Source organism: Pseudomonas sp. E45-MNA-CIBAN-0222 (assembly GCF_040310405.1).
Lineage (GTDB): Bacteria > Pseudomonadota > Gammaproteobacteria > Pseudomonadales > Pseudomonadaceae > Stutzerimonas > Stutzerimonas stutzeri_AC.
The window spans coordinates 51,724-76,142 of sequence record NZ_JBEOPU010000012.1 but is presented as its reverse complement, the minus strand read 5'-3'; the positions used below and the strand labels follow the sequence as shown (position 1 = coordinate 76,142).

The 24,419-nt window shown below is 62.4% G+C and carries 27 protein-coding genes; 18 read left to right on the top strand and 9 right to left on the bottom strand.

From position 1 onward, the window contains the following. The first annotated feature begins 14 nt into the window (after positions 1–14). The 5 genes from AAEZ08_RS17625 to AAEZ08_RS17605 all read left to right on the top strand — a co-directional run bounded on the left by AAEZ08_RS17625 (position 15) and on the right by AAEZ08_RS17605 (position 4,722). Positions 15–587: a nitrous oxide reductase accessory protein NosL gene (locus AAEZ08_RS17625; protein ID WP_003279963.1), complete on the top strand. Its 573-nt coding sequence runs from the start codon at positions 15–17 to the stop codon at positions 585–587. A 46-nt stretch (positions 588–633) separates the two neighbouring features. Then, entirely contained in the window at positions 634–816 is a 183-nt protein-coding gene (gene tatA / locus AAEZ08_RS17620) for a twin-arginine translocase TatA/TatE family subunit (RefSeq protein WP_003279961.1), read from the top strand. 315 nt (positions 817–1,131) lie between these two features. Then, positions 1,132–2,322 (top strand): NnrS family protein, encoded by a 1,191-nt coding sequence (locus AAEZ08_RS17615; RefSeq protein WP_500124790.1) that lies wholly within the window; start codon positions 1,132–1,134, stop codon positions 2,320–2,322. A gap of 124 nt (positions 2,323–2,446) precedes the next feature. Beyond that, on the top strand, positions 2,447–3,190 hold the full coding sequence (locus AAEZ08_RS17610) for an SDR family NAD(P)-dependent oxidoreductase (protein WP_036990769.1): 744 nt from the start codon (positions 2,447–2,449) through the stop codon (positions 3,188–3,190). Positions 3,191–3,585: 395 nt separating this feature from the next. Beyond that, the gene (locus AAEZ08_RS17605; RefSeq protein ID WP_500124789.1) at positions 3,586–4,722 is read left to right on the top strand and encodes an HPP family protein; all 1,137 of its coding nucleotides are present in this window, start codon (positions 3,586–3,588) and stop codon (positions 4,720–4,722) included. A 9-nt stretch (positions 4,723–4,731) separates the two neighbouring features. Here the strand turns inward: AAEZ08_RS17605 and AAEZ08_RS17600 are convergent, their stop codons facing one another. The 7 genes from AAEZ08_RS17600 to AAEZ08_RS17570 form a co-directional block, all read right to left on the bottom strand. After that, entirely contained in the window at positions 4,732–5,592 is an 861-nt protein-coding gene (locus AAEZ08_RS17600; RefSeq protein ID WP_102820911.1) for a LysR family transcriptional regulator, read from the bottom strand. 104 nt (positions 5,593–5,696) lie between these two features. Continuing rightward, positions 5,697–7,220 carry a nitrite reductase gene (locus AAEZ08_RS17595; protein WP_181067346.1) on the bottom strand — a complete coding sequence of 508 codons (1,524 nt, stop codon included), beginning with the start codon at positions 7,218–7,220 and terminating at the stop codon, positions 5,697–5,699. Beyond that, positions 7,211–8,047 (bottom strand): uroporphyrinogen-III C-methyltransferase, encoded by an 837-nt coding sequence (gene cobA, locus AAEZ08_RS17590; RefSeq protein WP_102820909.1) that lies wholly within the window; start codon positions 8,045–8,047, stop codon positions 7,211–7,213. Before cobA ends, AAEZ08_RS17595 begins: the two co-directional genes overlap by 10 nt. Before the next feature lie 70 nt (positions 8,048–8,117). Further along, entirely contained in the window at positions 8,118–9,299 is a 1,182-nt protein-coding gene (gene nirJ / locus AAEZ08_RS17585) for a heme d1 biosynthesis radical SAM protein NirJ (RefSeq protein ID WP_500124788.1), read from the bottom strand. Positions 9,300–9,468: 169 nt separating this feature from the next. Beyond that, entirely contained in the window at positions 9,469–9,717 is a 249-nt protein-coding gene (locus AAEZ08_RS17580; RefSeq protein WP_003279949.1) for a cytochrome C oxidase subunit IV family protein, read from the bottom strand. 10 nt (positions 9,718–9,727) lie between these two features. Continuing rightward, a complete protein-coding gene (locus tag AAEZ08_RS17575; protein ID WP_058065573.1) occupies positions 9,728–10,315 on the bottom strand; it encodes a cytochrome c oxidase subunit 3 in 588 nt (195 codons plus the stop codon). Beyond that, positions 10,299–11,111 (bottom strand): CbbQ/NirQ/NorQ/GpvN family protein, encoded by an 813-nt coding sequence (locus AAEZ08_RS17570; RefSeq protein WP_058065572.1) that lies wholly within the window; start codon positions 11,109–11,111, stop codon positions 10,299–10,301. Before AAEZ08_RS17570 ends, AAEZ08_RS17575 begins: the two co-directional genes overlap by 17 nt. A gap of 332 nt (positions 11,112–11,443) precedes the next feature. Between AAEZ08_RS17570 and AAEZ08_RS17565 the strand changes: the two genes are divergently transcribed. The 13 genes from AAEZ08_RS17565 to AAEZ08_RS17505 all read left to right on the top strand — a co-directional run bounded on the left by AAEZ08_RS17565 (position 11,444) and on the right by AAEZ08_RS17505 (position 22,886). After that, a complete protein-coding gene (locus AAEZ08_RS17565; RefSeq protein ID WP_058065571.1) occupies positions 11,444–13,126 on the top strand; it encodes a nitrite reductase in 1,683 nt (560 codons plus the stop codon). 69 nt (positions 13,127–13,195) lie between these two features. Then, entirely contained in the window at positions 13,196–13,801 is a 606-nt protein-coding gene (locus AAEZ08_RS17560; protein WP_003279943.1) for a cytochrome c3 family protein, read from the top strand. 49 nt (positions 13,802–13,850) lie between these two features. Next, positions 13,851–14,726: an ethylbenzene dehydrogenase-related protein gene (locus AAEZ08_RS17555; RefSeq protein ID WP_003279941.1), complete on the top strand. Its 876-nt coding sequence runs from the start codon at positions 13,851–13,853 to the stop codon at positions 14,724–14,726. Between the two features lie 320 nt (positions 14,727–15,046). Further along, positions 15,047–15,361, top strand: a complete 315-nt coding sequence (locus AAEZ08_RS17550) for a c-type cytochrome (RefSeq protein WP_003279940.1) — start codon at positions 15,047–15,049, stop codon at positions 15,359–15,361. Between the two features lie 18 nt (positions 15,362–15,379). Continuing rightward, positions 15,380–15,721: a c-type cytochrome gene (locus tag AAEZ08_RS17545; protein ID WP_003279938.1), complete on the top strand. Its 342-nt coding sequence runs from the start codon at positions 15,380–15,382 to the stop codon at positions 15,719–15,721. Further along, positions 15,718–16,893 (top strand): cytochrome D1 domain-containing protein, encoded by a 1,176-nt coding sequence (locus AAEZ08_RS17540; protein ID WP_500124787.1) that lies wholly within the window; start codon positions 15,718–15,720, stop codon positions 16,891–16,893. The genes AAEZ08_RS17545 and AAEZ08_RS17540 overlap by 4 nt, the downstream gene beginning before the upstream one ends. Before the next feature lies 1 nt (position 16,894). Continuing rightward, on the top strand, positions 16,895–17,353 hold the full coding sequence (locus tag AAEZ08_RS17535; RefSeq protein WP_058065568.1) for an Lrp/AsnC family transcriptional regulator: 459 nt from the start codon (positions 16,895–16,897) through the stop codon (positions 17,351–17,353). Beyond that, on the top strand, positions 17,350–17,862 hold the full coding sequence (gene ahbB / locus AAEZ08_RS17530) for a siroheme decarboxylase subunit beta (protein WP_500124786.1): 513 nt from the start codon (positions 17,350–17,352) through the stop codon (positions 17,860–17,862). The genes AAEZ08_RS17535 and ahbB (AAEZ08_RS17530) overlap by 4 nt, the downstream gene beginning before the upstream one ends. Continuing rightward, positions 17,855–18,298 (top strand): Lrp/AsnC family transcriptional regulator, encoded by a 444-nt coding sequence (locus AAEZ08_RS17525; protein ID WP_058065566.1) that lies wholly within the window; start codon positions 17,855–17,857, stop codon positions 18,296–18,298. The genes ahbB (AAEZ08_RS17530) and AAEZ08_RS17525 overlap by 8 nt, the downstream gene beginning before the upstream one ends. Then, positions 18,273–18,779, top strand: a complete 507-nt coding sequence (ahbB, locus tag AAEZ08_RS17520) for a siroheme decarboxylase subunit beta (protein WP_003279929.1) — start codon at positions 18,273–18,275, stop codon at positions 18,777–18,779. The genes AAEZ08_RS17525 and ahbB (AAEZ08_RS17520) overlap by 26 nt, the downstream gene beginning before the upstream one ends. Positions 18,780–19,052: 273 nt before the next feature. Next, a complete protein-coding gene (locus AAEZ08_RS17515) occupies positions 19,053–19,493 on the top strand; it encodes a c-type cytochrome (protein ID WP_058065565.1) in 441 nt (146 codons plus the stop codon). A gap of 44 nt (positions 19,494–19,537) precedes the next feature. Then, entirely contained in the window at positions 19,538–20,962 is a 1,425-nt protein-coding gene (locus AAEZ08_RS17510; protein ID WP_003279682.1) for a cbb3-type cytochrome c oxidase subunit I, read from the top strand. An 82-nt stretch (positions 20,963–21,044) separates the two neighbouring features. Then, positions 21,045–22,886, top strand: a complete 1,842-nt coding sequence (locus tag AAEZ08_RS17505; RefSeq protein ID WP_102820904.1) for a nitric oxide reductase activation protein NorD — start codon at positions 21,045–21,047, stop codon at positions 22,884–22,886. 479 nt (positions 22,887–23,365) lie between these two features. Here the strand turns inward: AAEZ08_RS17505 and AAEZ08_RS17500 are convergent, their stop codons facing one another. Together AAEZ08_RS17500 and AAEZ08_RS17495 are read right to left on the bottom strand one after the other, a co-directional pair. After that, complete coding sequence (locus AAEZ08_RS17500; RefSeq protein ID WP_003279687.1) at positions 23,366–23,557, bottom strand: hypothetical protein; 192 nt, start codon at positions 23,555–23,557, stop codon at positions 23,366–23,368. Between the two features lie 68 nt (positions 23,558–23,625). Continuing rightward, positions 23,626–24,309, bottom strand: coding sequence for a Crp/Fnr family transcriptional regulator (locus AAEZ08_RS17495; RefSeq protein ID WP_003279689.1), 684 nt, complete (start codon positions 24,307–24,309; stop codon positions 23,626–23,628). Positions 24,310–24,419 lie beyond the last annotated feature (110 nt).

Below are 24,419 nucleotides of genomic sequence, written 5' to 3'. Positions count from 1 at the left end.
AAAGGAAATCCTCTATGAACGCACTGCATCGCATCGGCGCCGGAACGCTACTGGCCGTGTTGCTCGCTTTTGGCCTGACCGGCTGCGGGGAGAAGGAGGAGGTTCAGCAGTCGCTCGAGCCGGTGGCTTTTCACGACTCTGACGAGTGTCACGTGTGCGGCATGATCATCACTGACTTCCCCGGCCCCAAGGGCCAGGCGGTCGAAAAGCGGGGAGTGAAGAAATTTTGTTCCACCGCCGAAATGCTTGGTTGGTGGCTGCAGCCGGAAAACCGTCTGCTCGATGCCAAGCTCTACGTCCACGACATGGGGCGCAGCGTTTGGGAAAAGCCGGATGACGGTCATCTGATCGACGCAACCAGCGCCTACTATGTGGTCGGTACGTCACTCAAAGGCGCCATGGGCGCGTCGCTTGCAAGCTTTGCCGAGGAGCAGGACGCCAAGGCGCTTGCCGGCATGCACGGCGGTCGTGTGCTGCGCTTCGAGGAAATCGATCAGGCGCTGCTGCAGGAGGCTGCAAGCATGCAGCACGGCGGCATGCACGACCATGCGCCAAACGGTGCACATAACGCACACGCAGGCCACTGAGCAGCAGTGGTCTGAACAGCACACACAAGAAATCGAGGTAAGCACAATGATGGGTATCAGCGTCTGGCAACTCCTGATCATTCTTCTGATCGTCGTCATGCTGTTCGGCACCAAGCGCCTGCGTGGCCTGGGCTCCGACCTGGGTAGCGCGATCAATGGTTTCCGCAAGTCGGTCAGCGACGGCGAAACCACAACCCAGGCCGAGGCCGTCAAGCAGGAGCTGAAGTAACCGCCAAGCGGCCGCTTCCCAGCCTCTACAAGACTGCGCGCCCCTGGCCAGATCCGGCGGGGGCGCACTGCCGGCAACCCAACCGCTCAACAGGGACAGGCCCCTGCCGTGTCGCACTGCAATGGTGCGTCTTTGAGCGGCTTCTGCACGCCAACCGTCACTTTCCCGCCGCCTCAGCGAAAATCTGATCGCAATCAAGTCTGTTGTTGGCACCTACCCTGTAGAAAGTAATCCTGGCTCCTGCATATGGGAGCGATCATTCGTCCGGTGCGCCTCGTTGGCGCCGCCGGATATAGAAAGTTTGGAGGCCCTTCCGTGCAAGTTATCGATCGGCGAAAAGCCCTGAGTATCGCGCCCATCTGGCGGCTCGCATTTCGCCCGTTTTTTCTCGCCGGCAGCCTGTATGCGCTGCTCGCCATTCCTCTATGGGTCGCCGCATGGACCGGTCTATGGCCGGGCTTTCAACCAACCGGCGGCTGGTTGGCATGGCACCGCCACGAGATGCTATTTGGCTTTGCCATGGTGATCGTCGCCGGCTTTCTGCTTACCGCGGTGCAGACGTGGACCGGCCAGACGGCCCCGTCCGGTAATCGCTTGGTAGGTCTGGCCGCGGTCTGGTTGGCGGCGCGCCTGGGCTGGTTGTTCGGCCTGCCAGCGGCATGGCTGGCGCCATTGGATCTGCTGTTCCTGGTGGCGTTGGTCTGGATGATGGCGCAGATGCTCTGGGCCGTACGGCAGAAGCGCAACTACCCGATTGTCGTGGTGCTTTCCCTGATGCTCGGTGCCGACGTGCTCATCCTGACCGGTCTGTTGCAGGGCAACGATGCGCTGCAACGGCAGGGCGTGCTTGCCGGGCTGTGGCTGGTCGCGGCGTTGATGGCGTTGATCGGCGGCCGGGTGATCCCGTTCTTTACCCAGCGCGGGTTGGGCAAGGTTGACGCGGTCAAGCCCTGGGTCTGGCTGGACGTCGCGTTGTTGGTAGGTACCGGGGTGATCGCCCTGTTGCACGCCTTCGGTGTAGCCATGCGACCGCAACCGTTGCTGGGCCTGCTGTTCGTTGCGATCGGCGTTGGTCACCTGCTGCGCCTGATGCGTTGGTATGACAAGGGAATCTGGAAGGTCGGGCTGCTCTGGTCGCTGCATGTGGCGATGCTCTGGTTGGTAGTCGCCGCATTTGGCCTGGCGCTCTGGCATTTCGGCCTGCTGGCGCAATCCAGTCCTTCATTGCATGCGCTTAGCGTGGGTTCGATGAGTGGCCTGATCCTAGCGATGATTGCGCGCGTGACGTTGGGTCATACCGGCCGGCCGCTGCAGTTACCAGCGGGCATCATCGGCGCCTTCGTGCTGTTCAATCTGGGCACGGCAGCGCGGGTGTTCCTCTCCGTCGCCTGGCCGGTAGGTGGTCTGTGGTTGGCTGCGGTCTGCTGGACCCTGGCCTTCGCACTGTATGTCTGGCGCTATGCGCCGATGCTGGTAGCCGCCCGTGTGGACGGTCATCCGGGCTGATCGTGCGGATCGTGCAACCGGGGCAGGGTCGTGCTTTACCTGCCCAATCCATTACCTAGCCTCAAAACCGCTGCCTCTGCCGAGGCAGCCTGTGACTCGGCATGCGTCGAGCTCGGAGATGATGATGAAAAGCGAGTTTCAGGATCGTCTGGCTGTTGTCACCGGAGCCAGCTCCGGGATCGGCCTGGCATTGTGCGCGGCCCTGTTGCAGCGAGGCGCACGGGTGTTGGCGATGTCGCGTAGCATCGGCGGCCTCGAGCCGTTGCTGGAAACCCACGCCGAACAGCTGCAATGGTTAAGTGGCGATGTCACCTCGGCCGATGACTTGGCCCAGCTGGCCCGTCGTGCCGCGCAGCTAGGGCCGGTGCATTATCTGGTGCCTAATGCCGGAATCGCCGAACTGGCGGATGGTCTGGATATGGCCGCGTTCGACCGGCAGTGGGCGGTCAACGGTGCGGGTGCGTTGAACACCTTCGCGGCCCTGCGTAACGAGCTCGCCAAGCCCGCCTCGGTGGTATTCGTCGGCACCTTTTTGATCCGCTCGACGTTCCCGGGGCTGGCGGCCTACATCGCCAGCAAGGCCGCGCTGGCCGCACAGGCGCGCACGCTGGCCGTGGAGTTCGCACCGCTGAATGTGCGCATCAACATGGTCTCACCCGGCCCGACTGCCACTGCCATCTGGGGCTCCCTGGGGCTGAATGACGAGCAGTTGGAAGCGGTTGCCGATAGCGTAACCAAACGCTTGTTGCCCGGGCACTTCCTCGAGTCCGCGGCAGTCGCCAACGTCATCCTGTTCCAGCTCTCTCAGGGCGCGCGCGGCGTGTTCGGCCAGGATTGGGTGGTGGATAACGGTTACACCGTAAGCTGAAATTTTCTGCTGTTCTGCTGTTCTGCTGTTCTGCTGTTCTGCTGTTCTGCTGTCTCGGGCGTCCTCACGGCGCCCGAGTCTCTTGGCAAGGGCGCTTCTCGGCGCCTTGTTGCTGTCTTTCACGGTACGTCACTTAAATCCGTGCCTGTCTATGCATTATTTGAGTGCATTTTTATTGATGCATTCGCTCAAAAGTATTCGTTAGAGATTGATCATCTGCGAGCCGACAATGCCGACCGCGTCCCGCGCTGTGGCATTGCGTCGCAGTGCTCACGTTCATCGCCATCGTTACCGCCCCCGTTATGCGGCAGCGTCGCGCGCATCGAGCGTATGGGCGCTTTGCCGTGGCGCCGCTTTCAACGCGCACCTTCGTTGTACCGATTCAAGCAGGACACATGCACGACAACCTCATCGACTGGTTCCGCTCCTTCGTTCCCGCTCCCTTCAATGCTCCGCCGAAAGAGTGGCTGCGCGCTGCCGGCGGCATCGCCATCGTCATGTTGCTGACCGTGTTCAGCGGTTTCTGGCTGTTCGGCGTGCCGCTGACGCTGCAGTTGGTGGCGCCCGCGGGTGCCTCGGCGGTGTTGCTGTTCGCTGCGTCGTCGAGCCCGTTCGCTCAGCCTTGGTCGGTGATCGGCGGCAATCTGCTGGCCACTGTAATCGGTGTCAGCCTGGGGCTGACCAGCCTGCCGTCGATGGTCGCGGCGGCGCTGTGCGTGTGCCTGGTGCTGGTCTGCCTGTTCAGCCTGCGCTGCCTGCATCCGCCGGGGGCTGCGCTGGCGCTGGTCGCGGTAGTTGGTAGTCCGGAAATACATCAGCTGGGCTACGCACTGCTTTATCCAGTGGCGTTCAATTCGTTGCTGCTGTTGGCCGTGGCGCTGCTCTACAACAATCTCACGCGGCATCCGTATCCCAAACCACGCCTGCCGCGCGAAAACCTGCATCACACCAGCGACCCGCAGCCAGGTGAGCGCATGAGCTTCAGCCACGACGACGTGGACCGTGCGCTACGCGAGTTCGGTGAGTATGTCGACGTCACCCGCGATGACCTCGAGCGGCTGATCAAACAGACCGAGAAGCACGCGCTGCGGCGAAGCATGGGCGAAGTCACCGCGGCGGACATCATGTCCCGGGATGTCTACTCGCACACACCGGACACCTTCATCGAACAGGCCTGGAGCACCCTGCAGCGTAATCGCCTGCGCTCGTTGCCGGTGGTGAGCGATAGCCGCGAGCTGGTCGGCATTGTCACGCTGGTCGATCTGCTCAAGTATTTTCATCCGCGGCCCGGGCGGTTGAATTTCGGCCAGCTGAAGTTTCTGCGCGGCACGAAACTGCGCGCCATCATGAGCTCGCCGGTGGTCTCGGTGACGGCTGACACGCATATGGTCGAGCTGGTCTATCTGCTCTCCGACCGTGGCCTGCATTGTTTGCCGGTGGTGGATGCGCAGCGGCGCCTGGTCGGCATGATCACCCAGACCGATCTGATCGCGGCGCTGTACCGCAATTGGCTGCGGCACTTGCCGGACTGAAGCGAAGGCTCAGAGCGGGTAATACCAACGCGACCAGTCGTACTCGTCTCGGGCGACGTCGCGCAGGAGCTCCACCGCCTTGAGCAGCGCCGGTGACTCGCTGGCACGGGCATGCACCAGATATACGGGGTAGCTGAATTCCGGTGCGTTCTCGACCCGTTTGAGCAAGCCTTCGTCCAGATAGCGCTGCACCACCCGGGTACGGAAATACCCGCGTCCGCCACACTGCAGCAGATATTGCAGAGCCAACGGCCCGAGACTGAAGGTGAGCGCCGCACGGGTATGCTCGGGCAGAGCCTGATCGTGTTGCCGGCGAAACGTCGGGCCCCAGTCGATATAGAGGTAGGGCGACGGTTCCCGTACGTGTGCCACCTGAATCAGCTTTTCTTCCAGTAACTGCTCTACCTGCAGGCCAGGGCGGTACTCCGGCTGATGAACCAGTGCCGCATCCAGCGCGCCCAATTCGAGCTTGTGCTGCAGCTCGCTATCGCTGGCCACCTCACTGCGCAGGGCGTGACCGGGCAGAGCCTGGCGCAGCCGTTGCACCCAGGCCAGCATCAGCGGGTTGCACAGGCTCACTTCGGCACCAAGGGTCAGTAGCTCGCCATAGCCCCGTGGCAGCGGCAGATCGCGTCTTGCAGCTTCCCAGGTCTGTACCAGCTGTCGTGCGTAGGAGGCGAAGCGCTCGCCATCGGCCGTCAGCCGAGCACCTGCACGGTTGCGCACGAACAGTCGGCAGCTCAGTTGGCCTTCCAGGTTATGGATGCGCGCGGTAACGGCCGTCTGAGTGATGTGCAGGCGTTCGGCGGTTGCGATGAAGCTGCCGCTGCGAATGATCTCGAGGAAGGTGCGGGCGAGATCGATATCCATGGTCGGCCTTTCAAGTGCAGGAAATTTGATAGGAGCGACGAGTGTAAGCAGTTGTTGCGCGATAAGGTCGCCTTCGTTGCACGATAGGCGACCCGAATACCGCGTCAGTGTGAGGTGCCTTCGGCAAAATCGATCTTGTTGCCGACGTTGTACTTGCCGGAGGGCTTGTTCATCGGGATGCGTTTGACCTCCTCCAGGGTCTTGGCGTCATAGATGATCAGCGCACCTTCGGTGTCCCAGACGCTGAGCAGTGCGTAGCGGCCGTCATTGGTGAACTCGACGTGGGCGGCATTCTTGCCCGGCATCGGGCGCAGGGTGTGGGCGACCTCCAGGGTCTGCTTGTCGATCAGGTGCACGGCGTCGTTGTTCGGGCCGAAGAACACGTCGGTCCAGGCGTAAGGCGAGTTGGCCTGGCTGCGCATGAAGAAGCCCGGGCCTTCGGTGGGTATCTCTTTGATCAGCTTCCAGGTCTCCATATCAAGTACCGAGATCAGGCCTTTGCTGACGTTGGGCGTCGCGAATACCCACTTGCCGTCGCGTTTCCAGTAGATCCCCGAACCCAGATGTGGCATGCCCGGCAGCGGAATGTCTGTGACTGCCTTGCCGGTGTCCAGATCGATCACCTGGCCGCCGTGGGCCTTGCGTGAAGTGGCCAGCAAGTGGCGGTAATCAGGGGTGAAGGAGAAATCGTCGAGGAAGTCGGCTGCCTTGATGCGCCGCGGTTCGAACGTTGGCTCGCCGGCATAGGACAGCTCCCAGGCTTCCTGCACGTCCTTCAGCGCGACCACGAAGCTCTCGCGTGGCGGTGCGGTATAGACGGCGCTGACCCGCGACGGCGTGCCGTCCTGGCCAACCGCGGGGATGTGCTTGATCAGCGACAGGTCGCGGGCATCGAGCAACACCAGGTTGCCCGGCAGATAGTTGCCCACCAGTACCCAGCGACCGTCGTTGCTGACGGCCAGGTTGCGGGTGTTCAGCCCCGCACGGACCTCGGCGATCATGCTCAGGTTGTGCAGGTCGTAGACGCTGATCCAGCCGTCGCGGGAGGCGAAGTAAACGAAGCGGCCATCCGGCGAGAACTTCGGACCGCCGTGCAGGGCGAAGTGCGACTGGAAACGGGTCAGCGGCTCGAAGCGATCACCATCGAGGATGGTCACGTGGTTGTCACCGGCTTCCACCACAACGAACAGATTGCGCGGGTCGGCGCCGTGTTGCGGGCTGGTGGGCAGCGAAGCGACATCCTTGAGGATGCGGTGGCTGGCACGGATGTCGGCGTCGCTCCAGGTCGGCGGCACGGCGGAAGGTTGATACAGATAGGCGACCAGGTCGGTGATCTGCGCTTCGTTCAGCACGCTGGAATAGGCCGCCATCTGACTTGCTGGGCGGCCGTCGCGAATCACCGAATGCGCTTCGGCCGGCTTGATGCGGCTGAGGCTTTCCGGCAACAGCGCGGGGCCGGCGCCGCCGAGACGGTTGGCGCCGTGGCAGCTCTGGCAGTGCTGCTCGTAGAGCGCCTGGCTGTCGACTGGTGGAGTGGCCGCGGCGGCCCGCGGAATGGCCAGGTCAAGAGCGACGAAGGTAGCCGCCGGCAGCGCGGCTGCCAGCAGCAGGGCGGGTATCAGTTGCATGAGGCCTCCGCTTTCGGATCTGGATCACCTTGCAGGCGCGCCGGGTGTTCGACCTGGCGATCCGCAAACAGGCTGACCACCCGGCCGATGACGGTCAGGGTGGGCGGGGTAAGGTGCTGCTCGTCGGCCATGCTTGGCAGCTGACGCAGTGTGCAGCGGACCACCTGCTGATTCTCACGGGTGCCGTTGCCGATCAGCGCGGCAGGGGTGTCCACTGGCAATCCGGCGGAGATCAGGTTGCGCGAGATCTCGCCGAGGCTGGCCAGGCCCATGTAAAACACCAGTGTTTGTCCGCCTTGAGCCAGGGCGTCCCATGGCAGGTGCAGCTCGCCGTTGGTCTGCAGGTGGCCGGTGATGAACTGGCAGGAATGGGCCAGATCGCGATGGGTCAGTGGAATGCCGGCATAGGCGCTGCAGCCAGCCGCAGCGGTGATGCCTGGCACCACCTGGCAGTCGATGCCGCGTTGCAGCAGGAATTCCAGCTCTTCGGCACCGCGGCCGAAGATGAACGGATCACCGCCCTTGAGCCGCACTACGCGCTTGTTCTGCAGGGCCAGATCGACCAACAGTTGATTGATTTCCGGCTGCGGCAGGCTGTGGTAGCCGCTGGTCTTGCCGACGTAATGGCGGCTGCAGCTGGCTGGTAGCAGCGCCATCAGCCCGTCGCTGACCAGGCGGTCGTAGACCACCGCGTCGGCCTGTTGCAGCAGGCTCCAGGCCCGCATGGTCAGCAGGCCGGGGTCGCCCGGGCCGGCACCGACCAGAGCGACTTCGCCGGGGGCGAACGCGGCGCTCAACGCGGCGGGAAATGTGAGTGGCTGGTCCATGCGGTGCTCCTGAATTCTCATCGGACTTACGGAGTGCTTTGCTGCGGCGCTTGATGGCCGCTTCGATTGATCAAATGGCGATGCTGGGTATGCACTGGGGTGTGGGGCGGCCGATTTCCTCGTCGGAGAGGTAGCAGCCCGGGTCTTCGGTCCACAGATCGCCCTGCGCCCAGGCGCGGGTGCGGGTGTTGCCGTTGCAGATCGCCAGCCAGCGGCAGTCGGCACAGCGACCGCGGACCGCGCGCGGATGCTGGCGCAGTTCCTCCAGCAGCGGGACCGGCTCATTCAGCCAGATGTCACTGAAACGTTGTCGGCGCACATTGCCGACGGTGTGTTGCCACCAGTAGGTGTCGGGGTGCACGTCGCCAATGTTATCGATGTTGGCGATGCCGCTGCCCGAGGCGTTGCCGCCCCAGGCGCGCAGCATGCCTTCCAGGCGATCGCGATGTTCCGGCAGGCGGTCCTCTACCCACTGCAACAGCAGGACTGCGTCGGCGTCGTTGTTGCCGCTGACGAAATCAGTCTCGCGGTCGTGCTGGACGTCGTCCCAGGCCTGCTCGAAGAGCTGATGCATGGCGTCGCGGGTCATCTGGTGATGGGCGTCGGCCTTGCTGCTGCGCTTGCCGCGGCCGCTGTAGTTGAGGTGCGAAAGGTAGAACTTCTGTACATCGTGTTCGCGCATCAGCGCCAGCAGGGCCGGCAGCTGCGGATAGTTGTTTTGCGTCAGGGTGGTGCGCAGGCCGACGCGGATATCGCGCTGGCGGCACAGGTCGATGGCGTGCATCGACGAGGCAAAGCTGCCCTTGAGCTGGCGCCATTCATCGTGCACCGCTTCCAGTCCGTCGATGCTGATGCCCACGTAGTCGAACTGTGCTGCGGCGATGCGTTCGATGTTGCTCTCGTCGATCAGCGTGCCATTGGTCGACAGCGCCACGAAAAAGCCCTTGTCACGGGCGTAATCGGCGAGCTGAAAGATATCGGCACGCAGCAGCGGTTCGCCGCCGGAGAGGATCAGCACACGCACACCGGCCTCGTGCAGGTCGTCGATGACCTTCAGCGCCTCGGCGGTATCCAGCTCGTCGCGAAACTCGCTGTCGGCGGAGGTGGCATAACAGTGCTTGCAGGTCAGGTTGCAGCGCCGTAGCAGATTCCAGATGACCACAGGTGGGCGCTTGCCGCTGGCGCTGCGGGCACCGAGTACCGGTGTGGTAGGCCGGGCCAGGGCACGCAGGTAATGGCTGATTCTCAACATGGGGCGGCTCCGCTTCGGCAGCGTATCTCACCGGGCGCGCCGTGTTGGGCGCCCGCTCCTTGAGCAGCAGGATCACCGAGCGGGGTAGGGCTGGCCTTGACCGTAAACAATAAAAGTTGCGGGGGGCGCCCGGCGCCGGGGCAAGGGGCGTGGCGGGGCGTGCCGCTGGTCAGAGCAGCGTCAGCAGCACGCCAATCGCCATTAGCAAGGGCCAGCCGAGCAACAGCAGGCGCCACGCGGGCGGGGCGTGGCGCAGTTCCATAAAACCGTCGGTGATCAGCCAGGCCTTGCCGAAAGCGGCAAGCAGAACGCCTGCGGCCAACGCCAGCGTTGCGCCGGCATTGCCCAGCAGCACGGTGGAAACTGACAGCACGGCTAGGCCGAGCCAGCAGCCCACCAGGATCTTGGAAGCAGACATGACGACCTCGTCAGTTGAGCACGTAAACCAGTGGGAACAGCAGCACCCAGACCAGATCCACCATGTGCCAGTAGAGCACTCCGGACTCCAGCCCGCTGTGGTCGTCGGGCCGGTAGGCGCCGCGACGGCAGCGCTCGGCCAGCCAGGCGAGGATCACCATGCCCAGCAGCACATGCAGGAAGTGAAAGCCCGTGAGAATCCAGTACAGGGTGAAGAAGGTGTTGTGTTCCATCCCCAGGCCGAGCCCGGCCAGGTGGCTGTACTCGTTGAGCTTGAGCGCCACGTAGACGCAGGACGACGCCAGCGCAGCGAGTAGCAGCAGTGCCGCGCGCCCCTGTCGCGCCTGGCGTACCTGCTCCACGGCCAGGGCTGCGAGCAGCCCGGACGTCAGGAGGCTCAGGGTCAGCGCCAGGCCGATGGAGCTATCGAGTGCTGCGCGGCTCTCGCCGAACTGCTCCGGATAGAGCATCTGCGCGACCGCGAACGCGAGGATCAGGATGGCGAAAACGGTCAGCTCGGCGAGTATGAAAAACCACATCGCCAAATCGCCCGGCAGGCGCCGGGACGATTGGCCGATGGCTTCAGACGAAGTGAACATCGACCACATCCATCAGCGCGGCGACCGTCTGCGGGTCATCCGAGAGCGGTTCGGCGAGGCAGGCCAGGCAGGCCTGACGCGCGGTCATGCCGGAGCGGATCATCCGCGCGGTGAAGATCAGCAGGCGGGTCGAGGCGACTTCTTCCAGATCATGCTGCTCCAACCGGCGTAGCGCCTGGCCGAGCTTGACCACCTGCGCGGCGAGTTCGACGTCCACCTGGGCCTCGTTGGCGACGATTCGCACTTCCTCGGCGGCCGGTGGGTAATCGAAGCGCATCGCCACGAAGCGCTGGCGGGTGCTGGGCTTCATGCCCTTGAGCAGGTTTTGGTAACCGGGGTTGTAGGACACCACCAGCATGAAGCCCGGCGGCGCCTTGAGCGCCTCGCCGGTGCGCTCGATGAACAGTTCGCGGCGATCATCGGCCAGCGGGTGCAGTACCACGGCGGTGTCCTGCCGTGCTTCCACCACTTCGTCCAGGTAGCAGATGCCTCCTTCGCGGACCGCGCGGGTCAGCGGACCGTCCTGCCACCAGGTGCCCTGTGCGCCGATCAGGTGTCGGCCGACCAGGTCGGCCGCCGACAGGTCGTCATGGCAGGCCACGGTGTACAGCGGCAGATTCAGGCGATGCGCCATGTGCTGTACGAAACGGGTCTTGCCGCAGCCGGTCGGGCCCTTGATAAGCACGGGCATGCCGTGCTGCCAGGCCTGCTGGAACAGCTGCTCTTCATTGCCCAACGGTTGGTAGAAGGGCGCGTCAGGCGTGCCGGCGGCAGTCGGGATTTCAATCGCATTCACAGGCAAGTACCTCACGGCAGCAGTTGGTTATTTCCATCGCCAAGCTACCGGCCCCGCTTTGCCCCCTCAAGCCATCCGCCGGCAAAGCTTGATTGCGATCAAGTCCCGTGCCGGATGCCTGCCAATCGAAGCCGATTCCAGACGTTTCAGCGTGTTGCGCCCGCGACAAGGCGTCACGTTCGGGGGGGGCCGGGGGCTCTCTTGATTGCCGTCAAGCGCTTTCGGATTGCCGCTCTCATAGCATCCAAGTCGCAAAAAGAAGAAGTCCCCGGGAACTGCCACACCGCCGTAACTAGCAGGAGTCGCCAGAAGCGCTCCCATAGGAGAGAAGGATGAGCAATGTTGGTAAACCTATCCTGGCTGGCCTGATCGCCGGCCTTTCGTTGCTTGGTCTGGCAGTCGCCCAGGCTGCAGCCCCAGAGATGACCGCCGAAGAGAAGGAAGCGTCCAAGCAGATCTATTTCGAGCGTTGTGCAGGTTGCCACGGCGTTCTGCGTAAAGGAGCCACGGGCAAGAATCTAGAGCCGCATTGGAGCAAAACCGAAGCGGATGGCAAGAAGACCGAGGGCGGTACCCTCAATCTGGGCACCAAGCGCCTGGAAAACATCATTGCCTATGGCACCGAAGGCGGGATGGTCAACTACGACGACATCCTGACCAAAGAAGAAATCAACATGATGGCGCGCTACATCCAGAACACTCCGGATGTGCCGCCAGAGTTCTCCCTGCAGGACATGAAGGACAGCTGGAAACTCATCGTTCCGGTTGACCAGCGTCCGAAGAAGCAGCTGAACAAGATCAACCTGAAAAACGTCTTCGCCATCACCCTGCGTGATGCCGGCAAACTGGCGCTGGTCGACGGTGACACCCACACCATCTGGAAGGTGCTCGACACCGGCTACGCGGTACACATCTCGCGTCTGTCGGCTTCCGGCCGCTACGTCTATACCGTTGGCCGTGATGGCCTGACCACCATCATCGACATGTGGTACGAAGAGCCGACCACCGTCGCCACCGTGCGCCTGGGCTCCGATGCCCGTTCCGTGGACACCTCCAAGTTCAAGGGTTACGAGGACAAGTACCTGATCGGTGGCACCTACTGGCCGCCGCAGTACTCGATCATGGACGGCGAAACCCTGGAGCCGATCAAGGTCGTTTCCACCCGCGGCCAGACCGTCGATGGCGAATACCACCCCGAGCCGCGCGTAGCGTCCATCGTCGCTTCGCACATCAAGCCGGAGTGGGTGGTGAACGTGAAGGAAACCGGGCAGATCATCCTGGTCGATTACACCGATCTGAAGAACCTCAAGACCACTACCATCGAGTCGGCCAAGTTCCTTCATGACGGCGGCTGGGACTACTCCAAGCGCTACTTCATGGTTGCTGCCAACGCGTCCAACAAGGTCGCTGCGGTCGATACCAAGACCGGCAAGCTGGCTGCACTGGTCGACACCGCGAAGATCCCGCACCCGGGTCGCGGCGCCAACTTCATCCATCCGCAATTCGGCCCGGTCTGGACCACCGGTCACTTGGGTGATGACGTGGTCTCGCTGATCTCCACCGCTTCCGACGATCCGAAGTACGCCAAGTACAAGGAGCACAACTGGAAGGTGGTGCAGGAACTGAAGATGCCGGGCGCGGGCAACCTGTTCGTCAAGACCCATCCGAAGTCGAAGAACCTCTGGGCCGACGCGCCGATGAACCCCGAGCGGGAAGTCGCCGAGTCCGTCTACGTCTACGACCTGGCCGATCTGAGCAAGGAACCCAAGCGTCTCGACGTCGCCAAGGACTCCGGTCTGCCGGAAAGCAAGGCGATCCGTCGCGCTACCCACCCCGAGTACAACGAGGCGGGTAACGAGGTGTGGATCTCCCTGTGGGGTGGCAAGACCGACCAGTCTGCGATCGTGATCTACGACGACAAGACCCTGAAGCTGAAGAAGGTGATTACCGATCCGGCAATCGTCACGCCGACCGGCAAGTTCAACGTCTTCAACACCATGTACGACGTGTACTAATCCGCCCGAGGATTGCCTGTTAACACCCACCGCGCCTGGCGCGGTGGGTCTGGCAAGGGAACAGATTCCATGACCGATAAAGACGGCAACAAGCAACAAAAGGGCGGCATCCTTGCGCTACTGCGGCGGCCGAGCACGCGCTATTCGCTCGGCGGCATTTTGATAGTGGGCATTGTTGCCGGCATCGTCTTCTGGGGCGGCTTCAACACTGCGCTTGAAGCGACCAACACCGAAACCTTCTGCATCTCCTGTCACGAGATGGGTGACAACGTTTACCCCGAATACAAGGAAACCATTCATTACGCCAACCGCACCGGCGTGCGCGCGACCTGCCCGGACTGCCATGTGCCAAGGGACTGGACGCACAAGATGGTGCGCAAGGTAGAAGCCTCCAAGGAGCTGTGGGGCAAGATCGTCGGCACCATCGACACCGCCGAGAAGTTCGAAGCCAAGCGGCTGACGCTGGCTCGCCGGGAGTGGGCACGGATGCGCGCATCCGATTCGCGGGAGTGCCGCAACTGCCACAGCCTGGAAAGCATGAGCTCCGACATGCAGAAACAGCGCGCTCGCAAGCAACATGAGATGGCGCGTGAAGACAACCTGACCTGCATTGCTTGCCACAAGGGCATTGCACACCACTTGCCTGAAGGCATGACCGAAGAAGACGAAGATTGATCAAGCGGTCCTGGCGGGCCAGCCAACCATCGATGATGAGGAACCGACTATGAAAAAGACCCTGATGGCCAGTGCGGTGGGGGCGGTGATCGCCTTCGGAACACACGGTGCTATGGCCGCCGCGCCTGCCGATTGGAGTTCGGTGGCAGCGACCGACGTCACGCTGTTCTACCCAGGCGTGTCGCCGGTGGAATGGATCACCAAGGGTACCGAGCACGGTGGTGCGCGCGCCCTGAAAAAAGGCGAAACCTGCGCCGGCTGCCACTCCGAGGAAGCCTCCGACATGGGCGAAAAAATGGCCAGCGGCAAGAAGCTGGAGCCCAGCCCGATTGCCGGCAAGGCGCCTTTCATCAACGCCAAGGTGCAGGCTGCCAATGACGGTGAGAACCTCTACCTGCGTTTCACCTGGAAGCAGCCGGCGGCCTCCGGCGCGGCCCCGATGGACGCTGACAACCCGGTCAAGATCGCCTACATGCTCGAAGGTGGCTCCAAGGTCGAACTGGCCGAAGCGGGCGGTTGCTGGGGCAGCTGTCACGGCGATGCGCGCACCATGCCGGGCGCTGCAGACACCAAGACCAAGTACGTCAAGGACGGCTCGCTGGCCAACGGCGTCTACTACGATCTGAACCAGTGGCGCAGCGGTGAGAACAAGGCCTTCGACGGCTACGTGGCGACCGAGCGAGTGATGGAAGGTGGTCAGGCGTTGGTCGACGCTCAGGGCAAGCTCGACGGTGATACCTGGACAGTGGTATTCACGCGCAAATTCGCTGGAGGCGAAGGTGACGTGACCCTCGCGCCGGGCAACCTCTACAACTTCGGTTTCGCCATCCACGACGACAGTGCCACCGGGCGTTACCACCACGTCTCCCTTGGCTACTCGCTGGGCATCGATGCTCAGGGCGACATTACCGCCGCCAAGCAATAAAACAGTGGCAAGCAACGGGCCGGCGTGATGCCGGCCTCGTGCTGCTCATGATACGCCTACCGACCTGCGACCGCCGGGGCCGTGCCAGTGGGATGATTTGATTGCAATCAAGGAACCGGCATAGCGGCTCATTCATTCTGAGCCTGCCCGCACAGGTCGCGACGCAGCCGTTCGAAGTCCCGGAACCCACAAACAATGACCAAGGACAAAAGGTTGCCTAGCACAAGCGGTAAATTTACCGTGCACTTGCTCAGTGCGTTTTACTGAGCACCCTTTGGGTGGGCGGTGACGTTCACCCTTTTAGCCTTGAGGAAGATCTGATGAAAAAAATTCTAATCCCGATGCTCGCCCTCGGCGGCGCGCTGGCCATGCAGCCGGCGCTGGCGCAAGACGGTGAAGCGCTGTTCAAGAGCAAGCCTTGCGCGGCCTGCCACAGCGTCGACACCAAGATGGTTGGCCCGGCTCTGAAAGAAGTCGCCGCCAAGAATGCCGGCGTCGAAGGCGCTGCCGACACCCTGGCTCTGCACATCAAGAATGGCAGCCAAGGCGTTTGGGGCCCGATCCCGATGCCGCCAAACCCAGTCACCGAGGAGGAAGCCAAGATCCTCGCCGAGTGGGTTCTTAGCCTCAAGTAAGCTGCTCCGGAGGACGCCATGACAGTTGCCCGACACGCCGTTTCACGTCTGGGGCTGGCCCTGGCGTCCTTTCTCCTGTTTCCCCTTGCTCTGGCTGCAGCGCCCGCTGCCGAGCGCCAGGCAACGCTTGACCACCTGCTTCTTCAGGACTGTGGCTCCTGCCATGGTCTGCGCATGACCGGCGGCCTTGGCCCCGCGCTGACCCGCGAGGCGCTTGCCGGCAAACCCCGTGACAGTCTGATCGCCACCGTTACCCACGGCCGCCCTGGCACCGCCATGCCCGGCTGGAATGCCCTGCTCGACGAGCAGGACATCGCCTATCTGGTTGACCGTCTTCTCGAAGGATATCCCAAGCCATGATTCGTCCTTTTCTGCTGTTGGCTGCGGTCGGTTTGCTTACTGCCTGTGCGCAGCAGCCTTTGCGCGGTACCGGCGACCTCGGTGTAGTGGTGGAGCGTGCCACCGGCAGCCTGCAGATCATCGAGAGCAGCAACCAGAGCCAGATTGCCCGTATCGAAGGCCTTGGGGATCTGTCCCATGCTTCGGTGGTGTTCTCCCGTGATCAGCGTTACGCCTATGTGTTCGGTCGTGATGGTGGGCTGACCAAGGTCGATCTGCTGCGCCATCGCATCGACCGCCGGGTGATTCAGGGCGGCAACAGCATCGGCGGCGCGATCAGCCAGGACGGCACTCTGATAGCGGTCGGCAATTACGAGCCGGGCGGGGTCAAGGTGTTCGACGCCAAGACGCTGGAGCTGGTGGCCGACATCCCCGCCACGCCGCTGGCCGATGGCAGCCGTAATGCTCGCGTGGTCGGCGTGATCGACGTACCCGGCCGGCGCTTCATCTACAGCCTGTTCGATACCGACGAAACCTGGCTGCTGGATTTCAGCCAGGGCAACGAGCCGCAGATCACCCGTTTCGAAGGTATTGGTCGGCAGCCCTACGATGCACTGCTGACGCCGGAGGGTCGTTACTACATTGCCGGGCTGTTCGGCGAGGACGGCATGGCCAAGATCGATCTCTGGCATCCCGAGCGCGGCGTCGAGCGCATTCTTGACGGCTACGGTCGGGGCGAGCAGAAACTGCCGGTCTACAAGATGCCCCACCTGGAAGGCTGGACCGTTGCAGGTAACCAGACCTTCGTACCGGCGGTCGGCCAGCATCGCGTGCTGGTGATGGACTCGCAGAATTGGCAGCAGACCGCTGCCATCGATGTAGCCGGTCAGCCGATCTTCGTCATGGCGCGGCCGGACGCTCGGCAGATATGGGTCAACTTCGCCCATCCGGACAACCACCGGGTTCAGGTCATCGACAGCGAGACTCACGCAATCATCGCCGATCTGGAGCCCGGGCCAGCCGTGCTGCACATGGAATTCACCGCCCGCGGCGATCAGCTCTGGCTGTCGGTGCGTGACGGCGAGGAGATCCAGGTCTGGGACCCTTATACCCTGAAGCTGCTCAAGCGACTGCCGGCGCACAGTCCGAGCGGCATCTTCTTCAGCAGCCGCGCCCACGAGACGGGGTTGTGACATGCATATCGACGCACTCAGCCGCCGCCTGATCGACCGCTACCAGCATGGCATGCCGCTGTGCGCCGAGCCCTATCGCGCCATGGCCGACGAGCTCGGCTGCAGCGAGGGCGAGGTGTTGACCTGCCTCGAACAGCTGCAGGAGGGCGGTGGCCTATCGCGCATCGGCCCGGTATTCGAACACAGCCGTGCCGGCGCCAGCACGCTGGTCGCGCTGGCCGTTCCCGAGGCGCGCCTGGAGCAGGTTGCGGCGCGCATCAATGCATTCCCCGAAGTGAACCACAACTACTTGCGCGAGCACCGTTACAACCTCTGGTTCGTGCTGACAGGACCAGATCGAGCGCATATCGACGCTCTGCTTGCCGAGATCGAAGCCGACACAGGGCTGGTGCCGCTCGATCTGCCGATGCTTCACGCATTCCGCATCGACCTGGGCTTTCCGCTGGGAGATCCGTCATGAACAGTTGCCTGAACGAACTGCAGGCGATGCAGTTGCGCCGTCTGCTCGAGACCGGGCTGCCACTGGCCGCGCGCCCTTATCAACGACTGGCCGAGCAGATAGGGAGCGTCGAGGAGCACGTACTCCAGCAGATCCAGCGCTGGCAGGAAGAGGGCCTGTTTCGCCGTGTCGGTCTGGTGCTCAAGCACCGCGCCCTCGGTTTTCGCGCCAACGCCATGCTGGTAATGGATATCCCGGATGCGCAGGTGGGCGAAATTGGCAGGCGCCTTGGTCAGGCGGCAGGGGTGAACCTCTGTTATCAGCGTCCGCGGCGTCTGCCGCAGTGGCCATACAACCTGTTCTGCATGGTCCACGGGCGCGAGCGTGAGCAGGTCTGCCAACTGATCGAGCGCTTGCTGGCGGATAACGGCTTGAGCGAGGTGCCTCATCAGCTGCTGTTCAGTACGCGCGCCTTCAAGCAGTGCGGTGGCCGCTTTGCGCCGCCGCTGCGAGAGGTCGCCAATGGATGAGCTCGATCGGCAACTGATCAATCGCCTGCAGCACGGCCTGCCGCTGGTACGCCATCCCTGGGAAGCACTGGCCGAGGAGTTGGGGAGTCGCGCCGAGATCCTGCGCCAGCGGGTCCAGGCCTTGCTGGACGACGGCACGCTGACTCGCTTCGGTCCGATGTTCGATATCGATCGTCTCGGCGGTGCCTTCACGCTGGCGGCGTTGTCGGTGCCCGAGGCACGCTTCGATGCCGTCGCCGCGCAGCTGGAAGCGATGCCAGAGGTGGCGCACAACTATCGCCGTGAGCACCAGTGGAACATGTGGTTCGTGCTTGGTTGCGAAACGCCCCAGGGCATCACCGAGACCATTGCGCGCATCGAGGCGCAAACCGGACTCACGGTGCTCAATTTGCCGAAAGAGGAAACCTTTCATGTCGGTTTGCACTTCCCCGTCTGACGAGGGCCTGACGCGCCGCCTGATCGAGCTTACCGAGGCTGGGTTGCCACTGGTGGCCGATCCCTGGGCATGGCTTGCCGAGGAGCTTGGGATCGACGTGGACGACACGCTTGCCCTGTTGCAACGGCTGCAGGCCGACGGTGCTATCCGCCGGGTCGCGGCGATACCCAACCACTACCGTCTCGGTTATCGACACAACGGCATGACGGTGTGGGACGTCGACGATGCCGAGATCGCGAGACTGGGCGCGCTGATCGGCGCCCAGCCCTTCGTCAGCCACTGCTATCGCCGACCACGTCAGGAAGGCTGGCCCTACAACCTGTTCGCCATGGTGCACGGGCGTGATGCCAGTGACATCGAGGCCTACCGCAATCAGATCCGCGCGCTGCTGGGCAATGCCTGCCGGGCAAACGACATGTTGGTGTCCAGCCGTATTCTGAAGAAGACCGGTCTGCGTCTGGCTGGGCAACGCCGCGTCTGACATCCGTACGGCGCCGTGGCGTGGCTGCGTTCAGCATCGGCTGAGCGCAACCCTGCGCCAATATGACCCTCGTGTTCGCGTGTCGGATAGGCAGAATAAGCTTGTTCAAACGCCTCCAAAAAGCTGTAGCCCTCGCCACGTCTGGCCTCGCAGCGACCTATCCAGCTCCGCGGAATGCCCTACTGTAACGTTCGGGTTTTTCTTGATTGCCATCAAGCAGGTTTCGATAGCCCCCTTCTTAAACTGGCCACGCCAAGCCATGAGGAGGCGACCATGTCCGAGACCTTCACCAAAGGTATGGCCAGGAATATTTACTTCGGAGGAAGCGTGTTCTTCTTCCTGGTGTTTCTGGGCCTTACTTACCACACAGAGCAGACTTTCCCCGAGCGAACGAACGAATCGGAAATGACCGAAGCGGTGGTGCGTGGCAAGGAAGTTTGGGAAAACAACAACTGCATTGGCTGCCACAGCCTGCTCGGCGAGGGTGCCTACTTCGCACCGGAACTGGGCAACGTGTTTGTCCGCCGTGGCGGCGAGGAGACCTTCAAGCCCTTCCTGCATGCCTGGATGAAGGCGCAGCCACTCGGAGCGCCCGGTCGCCGTGCGATGCCGCAATTCAATCTCAGCGAGCAGCAAGTTGACGATATGGCGGAGTTCCTCAAGTGGACTTCGAAGATCGACACCAATGACTGGCCGCCGAACAAGGAGGGTTGAGTGATGGACGTCTTTGTTTCCGAATCCATAGAAGGGGCCACGAGATGAGCAGTTTTAATCCGCATCTCAAATTCCAATCGCAGGCCGTTGCTAAACCCTACTTCGTGTTTGCGCTCATTCTGTTCGTCGGTCAGGTGCTGTTCGGCCTGATCATGGGGCTTCAGTACGTGGTGGGCGACTTCCTGTTCCCACTGCTGCCTTTCAACGTGGCGCGGATGGTTCACACCAACCTGCTGATCGTCTGGCTGTTGTTCGGCTTCATGGGGGCGGCCTACTACCTGATCCCTGAGGAATCGGACTGTGAGTTGCACAGCCCGAAACTGGCCATCATCCTGTTCTGGGTGTTTGCCGCCGCGGGCGTGCTGACCATTCTCGGCTACCTGTTCGTGCCCTACGCGGCTCTGGCAGAAATGACCAGAAACGACCTGTTACCGACCATGGGACGAGAGTTTCTCGAACAGCCAACAATCACCAAGATCGGGATCGTGGTGGTTGCTTTGGGCTTCCTCTACAACATCGGCATGACCATGCTCAAAGGTCGCAAGACCGTGGTCAGTACGGTGATGATGACCGGTCTGATCGGCCTGGCAGTGTTCTTCCTGTTCGCGTTCTACAACCCGGAAAACCTTTCTCGCGACAAGTTCTACTGGTGGTTCGTCGTACACCTGTGGGTAGAAGGCGTTTGGGAACTGATCATGGGTGCGATGCTGGCCTTCGTCCTGATCAAGGTCACCGGCGTGGACCGCGAAGTAATCGAGAAGTGGTTGTACGTGATCATCGCCATGGCCCTGATCACCGGCATCATCGGTACCGGACACCACTTCTTCTGGATCGGCGCGCCGACTGTGTGGTTGTGGGTGGGATCAATCTTCTCAGCCCTTGAACCGCTACCGTTCTTCGCCATGGTGCTGTTTGCCCTGAACATGGTGAACCGTCGTCGCCGCGAACATCCGAACAAGGCTGCATCGCTGTGGGCAATCGGTACTACCGTGACCGCGTTCCTTGGCGCTGGCGTGTGGGGCTTCATGCACACCCTGGCCCCGGTGAACTACTACACCCACGGCTCGCAGTTGACCGCCGCACACGGCCACCTGGCCTTCTACGGCGCTTACGCAATGATCGTGATGACCATGATCAGCTACGCCATGCCGCGTCTGCGTGGTCTGGGTGAGGCGCCTGATGCTCGGGCACAGCGTATTGAAGTCTGGGGCTTCTGGCTGATGACCATCTCCATGATCGCCATCACCCTGTTCCTCACCGCTGCTGGTGTCGTGCAGATCTGGCTGCAACGGATTCCTGCCGACGGCGCTGCCATGTCCTTCATGAACACCGCTGACCAGCTGGCCATCTTCTTCTGGCTGCGCTTCATCGCCGGGGTGTTCTTCCTGATCGGCCTGGTCTGCTACCTGTACAGCTTCCGCCAGCGCGGTCGGGTACCGGTTGTAGTAGCAGCTCCTGCTGCGGCCTGAGACACAGTGCAATGAGGATCGACGGCCCGGCTGGTAACAGCGGGCCGTTTTGCTTTATCAGCGCCGGTACGGAGTAAGCGTCATGGCCTTTACCATCGAAGTGGAAGAGTGGGTCGGCAGTGTCTGGCACCGCTTCATCACCCGTCGCGCCAGCCCGGATTTTCCGGAGGCACGGGTCGATCTTGAGAGCATGCAGCGATCGTTGTCGCTGATGTTTCGCGCCATGGGTGGGGCCAGCGGTGTCGGTGTCGAGGCCGCTAGCGCCCGCGACCTGGTGCTGCGGCGCAACCTGCTGCAACAGGTGGCCGGCACCTGCACGCAATTGCCGGTGGCCTGGTGCGACAGCAGTAACCTGCGCCTTCCACAGAGTCTTGCGGTGTACCCGGAAGTCTCACTCAATCAGGATCTTTATCGCTGGCTGGCGCTGATCGCAGCGCAGGCCGGACAGATGCGCCACTGGGCGCGTGACAATCAGCGCTGGACACAAGCGCTGCTCGAACAATTTCCAGCCATGCGCCCGCGTTATCAGCGCCTGGTCGAGGCGCATCTGCAATTGCGCCCTGATCCAAAACAGCTGCCCAAAGCCGAGGCTGCGCTGGAAGCGGCGCTTTGCCAAGCTCTGCGCGAGCCTGGCAGCGTCAGCCAGTTCCCGCGCTGCGAGCGAGCGCCTTGGCCGTTGCCGCTGTGGCTTTACCCGGCGGAAAACCTTGGCGAGCCTCAGGCGGTCTATCGGGCCGAGGAGGGCGAGGGCGATCTGGAAACGCCGCCTAGCGGCGAGTCCCGGCAGCGCAAGCGTGCCCGGCGCGTCGACGATAGCTCCAGCAAAGGCGGGCTGCTGCTGTTCCGTCTGGAAAACCTGTTCAGCTGGTCCGAGCATGTCGAACTGGACCGCTGCGATGACGACACCGAAGACCTCGACGCGGCCCGCGTCGCCGAGGACCTCGACGAACTGGCTCTGTCGCGCCAGCGGATGCGTCAGGGTGGCGGCTTGAAGCTCGACCTGGACCTGCCTGCGTCGGACTTTGACGATGTGCCGTTGGGTGAAGGCATCAAGTTGCCCGAGTGGAACTATCGCAAGCAGTGCCTGCAGAAGGACTTCGTCAATCTGCAGATGATGTTGCCCTGCGGCTCCGAACCCAAGCCGTTGCCGCTGCGCCTTTCGCCCCTGGCAAGACGCTTGCGCCGACAGTTCGAACATCTGCGCAACGACCGCCAGTGGCTGCGCCAGCAACCCCAGGGTTCTGAACTGGACATGCAGGCCTGGTTGGATTTTCACGTCGAGCGGCAGAACGGCCAGTGTGCCGAGCGCGGCCTGTTCATGGAGCAACGGCAGAATCGTCGTGATCTGGCCTGCCTGCTGCTGGCCGATCTATCCATGTCCACCGATGCACATCTGGACAACGAGCACCGTGTGATCGACGTTGTCATCGATAGCCTGCTGCTGTTCGGCGAAGCCTTGTCGGCCGTCGGCGATCCGTTCGCGCTATACGGCTTCTCCTCGCTGCGTCGCCAGCAGGTCCGCATGCAAGAGCTGAAGAGCTTCCGTCAGCCTTACGGCGATGAGACCCGCGGGCGCATCCAGGCACTCAAGCCCGGCTACTACACCCGTATGGGTGCTGCCATCCGTCAGGCCACCGAGCTACTGGGCAACTGCAAGCAGCGACGCAAGCTGTTGCTGCTGGTGACTGACGGCAAGCCTAATGACCTCGACCTCTACGAAGGCCGTTACGGTGTCGAAGATACCCGCCAGGCTGTCATGGAAGCACGTCGCCAAGGGCTGCTACCGTTCTGCATCACCATCGACCGTGAGGCCGGCGACTACCTCCCGTACATGTTCGGCGCCAACGGCTACACCCTGATCAAAGAACCGCAACAACTGCCTTTCCGCCTGCCGCAGCTGTACAAGCAACTGACCCAGCCGTGATGGCATTGGCTGATTGCCTCGGTAGCGGCGCGATGAAATCTGTCGGAAAGGCCGGATAGCGCGACAGCTTTGCATGGCGCTTCAGCGATCTCTGGTGGTGGCAGGCTTGTGCTTAGGCTCTGGTGGGCTGAAGCCCACCCTGCGGGCCTAGCAAACAAGTGGCTCCGCATGACGGCGCGGGTGCCGTTTTCGGTTATGCCGCCACGAGACCCACTGTACAGACGTACGACGGTTGATGGCCCACCCTGCGGGCCTAGCAAACAGGTGGCTCCGCATAGCGGCGCGGATTTCGTTTTCGGTTATGCCACCACGAGGCCCGCCGTACAGGCGCACGACGGTTGATGGGCACAGTCGTAGGGTGGGCTTCAGCCCACCACTTTGGTGGGGGATCCTTTGTACCTTCCAGGCATTGCGGCCAGACCATGCTCTCTTGGCGATACGTGAGAGCAGGTGCGGCGAAGCGGCGGCAGGTCAGACGATCAGAACAGGTGGCGTGGCAACCAGACGACCATCACCGCGCAGAAGATGGCGAGGCCGATGCAGAACCATAGGAAGCGCCGTTGCCGGCGTTCCGGAGCGCTATCGGCGTGTTTGGGGAGTGGCATGCCGCAATTGCTGCACTCGGCTTCCTGTGGTGGGTTGTCCTGTTGGCAATACAGGCATCTGGGCATGGCGGCGCTCCTGTCGGTCGATACAGCCTGACACGGCGGGAAAACCGCGGGCTTTGACGACGATCAACTCACTCGAACTGCTCGAGTCGCTGGCGATCGAGGATAGCGATCTGGCGACCTTCCTGGGTGATGATGGCTTCGTCGATCAGGCGCCGGATGATCCGCGAAAAGGTTTCCGGCTGGATCGACAGGTGCCCGGCTACCAACTGCTTGGCCATGGGTAGCTCGAAGCTGTTGCTACCGTCTTTAACCCGTGCCAGTTGCGTCAGCAGATAGCGCACCACGCGGTGGGTCGCGTTCTTCAGTGACAGGGTTTCGATCTCGTTGATGCGCTGGTGCAGGCGCACGCAGAGCTTGCCGAGCAGGGCAAAGGTAAGGCGCTGATTGGCTTCCAGCAGGCGCATATAGGCGGCGTTGGAGAAGCGATAGACCTGCGAGGGGCAGACTGCCTGGGCCGAGGCTACGTAATTTGGCGTGTCCATCAGCATCATGGCTTCGGCGAAAGTCTGGCGGTTGCCGATGACCTCGAAGACCTTCTCCTGGCCATCGGGGGTCAGGCGGTAGACCTTCACCGCGCCGGAGATGACGAAGTAGAAATTGTGTGCCGGTTCGCCCTGGTGGAACAGGTTGTCACCCTTGTCCAGGTTGAGCAGTTGGCTGGCGTTGAGCAGCTCTTCCATCTGCTCTTCGTTCAGCGGTTCGAACAGGTGGTGGCTGCGGAGAATCTGGTGGTGTACGCGGTGAAGCACCATGCAAGGCGTCCTGTTTCAGTTGAACAATGACAACAACGTCGGCCTTCAGCCTAGCGCATGTAGTGTCGATGAAGCAGGCCAGACCTTGATGATCGTCAAAGTCTGGACAA